Below are 1,920 nucleotides of genomic sequence, written 5' to 3'. Positions count from 1 at the left end.
GTCCGGGTGGACCCGGTCTGGGTGAGGGCGGGCACCACGAGCGGGGCGCCGCTGACCGGGCAGGGCACCACCACGCAGTCGAGCCCGAACACGTCGCGGACCAGGTCCGCGGTGAGGATCTCGCGCGGCTTGCCGGCGGCCACCACAGCGCCGTCGCGCATGGCGATCAGGTGGCCGGCGTACCGGGCCGCCTGGTTGAGGTCGTGCAGCACGGCCACCACCGTGCGGCCGCGTTCGGCGCGCAGCCGGTGCAGCAGGTCCAGCACCTCGACCTGGTGGGCCAGGTCGAGGAACGTGGTCGGCTCGTCCAGCAGCAGCGCGTCGGTGTCCTGCGCCAGCGTCATGGCGATCCACACCCGCTGGCGCTGCCCGCCGGAGAGCGTGTCCACCGCGCGGTCGGCGAGCGCGCCGACGTCGGCCAGCCGCATGGCCTCGTCGACCGCCCGTCCGTCCTCGGCCGACCACTGCCGCCACCACCGCTGGTAGGGCTGGCGCCCGCGCCCGACCAGGTCGGCCACGGTGATCCCCTCGGGCACCAGCGGGCTCTGCGGCAGGACGCCGAGCCGCCGGGCCACGTCCCGGGTGGGCAGGTCCCGGATCGCCGCGCCGTCGAGCAGCACCGCGCCGCGCCGCGGCGTGAGCAGCCGGGCCATCGTGCGCAGCAGCGTCGACTTGCCGCAGGCGTTCGGGCCGACGATCACGGTGAACGTGTCGGCCGGCAGGTCGAGGTCCAGTCCGTCCAGCACGGTGCGGCCCTCGTAGCCGACGACCAGGTCGCGGGTGGACAGCAGCGCGGTCACGACCGCCTCCCTCGGGTGCGGAGCAGCACGAAGATCAGGTACGGCCCGCCGATCGCGGCGGTCAGTACGCCGGCCGGCAGTTGGGTGGGCGCCAGCAGCCGGCGGGCGCCCAGGTCGGCGAGGACCAGCAGCAACGCGCCCAGCAGCGCGGCGCACAGCAGCGGCGGACGCTCGGCGCGGACCAGCCGGCGGGCCACCTGCGGGGCCACCAGCGCGACGAAGTCGACGGCGCCGACCTGGGCGGTGACCATGGCGGCGGCCAGCACACCCGTCCCGGCCAGGCCGATCCGCCGGGCCACCGGCCGCAGGCCGATCCCGCGTGCGGTGTCGTCGTCGAGCGTGCTGCTGCGCAGCGCCCACCCGGCCCAGAGCAGCACCGGCAGCAGGACGGCGAGCGTGCCGGCGATCCAGGCCGCCTCGCTCCACCCCTTGCCGGCGAGCGTGCCGATCAGCCAGATCTGGGCGCGCAGCCCGTCGATCGGGTCGGCGGTCAGCATGACCACCTCGATCAGCGCCCGGAACGCGAACGCCACCGCCACGCCGGCCAGCACGAACCGCTGGGCGGCGAGGCCGTGCCGGGCGCCGAGCGCGAACACCACCACCGCGGCGGCCAGGCCGCCGAGCAGCGCCGCCGGCGCCACCAGCACCGCCGCCGCGCCGCTGGTCAGCGCGATCGTCGCGGCCAGCCCGGCGCCCTGGGTGACGCCGATGACGTCGGGACTGGCGAGGGGGTTGCGGGCGACGCTCTGGATCAGTGTGCCGGCCACGCCGAAGGCCGCGCCGGCCACCGCCGCGAGGACCGCGCGAGGCAGTCGCAAATCGCGCACCACGAGGTCGTACGGGGTGCCCGCGCCGGAGAGCGACCGCACCACGTCGACGGGGGCGACGTACGGCGTACCCAGCGACAGGCTGATCACCACCGCAGCGCACAGCAGCACGACAAGCACGAACGCCACCACGACCGGCCGCCACCGGAACGGCACCACCACCGTCCCGACCGTGAGCACCCCACGCCCGCGCCGCCGCGTCCCACGTCGTTGATCTTGCACTTCGGGCCCTCCGGGTGCCCGGAATGCCCCTTCGGCCGGGGCGGCGAGTGCAAGATCGCGGGTGTGGGGGG

At 76.0% G+C, this 1,920-nt stretch carries 2 protein-coding genes; both read right to left on the bottom strand.

The annotated features are described in order from the left end of the window. Positions 1-800: ABC transporter ATP-binding protein (locus tag EAD96_RS00315; protein ID WP_147457809.1), on the bottom strand; the 800-nt coding region annotated here is incomplete at its 3' end. Beyond that, the gene (locus EAD96_RS00310; protein WP_233585311.1) at positions 797-1,789 is read right to left on the bottom strand and encodes an iron chelate uptake ABC transporter family permease subunit; all 993 of its coding nucleotides are present in this window, start codon (positions 1,787-1,789) and stop codon (positions 797-799) included. The genes EAD96_RS00310 and EAD96_RS00315, both read right to left, overlap by 4 nt. Positions 1,790-1,920 lie beyond the last annotated feature (131 nt).

It is taken from the genome of Micromonospora sp. BL1 (assembly GCF_003667485.1).
Lineage (GTDB): Bacteria > Actinomycetota > Actinomycetes > Mycobacteriales > Micromonosporaceae > Micromonospora > Micromonospora tulbaghiae.
The sequence above is the reverse complement of the archived record's forward strand: the minus strand, read 5'-3'. Positions and strand labels throughout refer to the sequence as shown.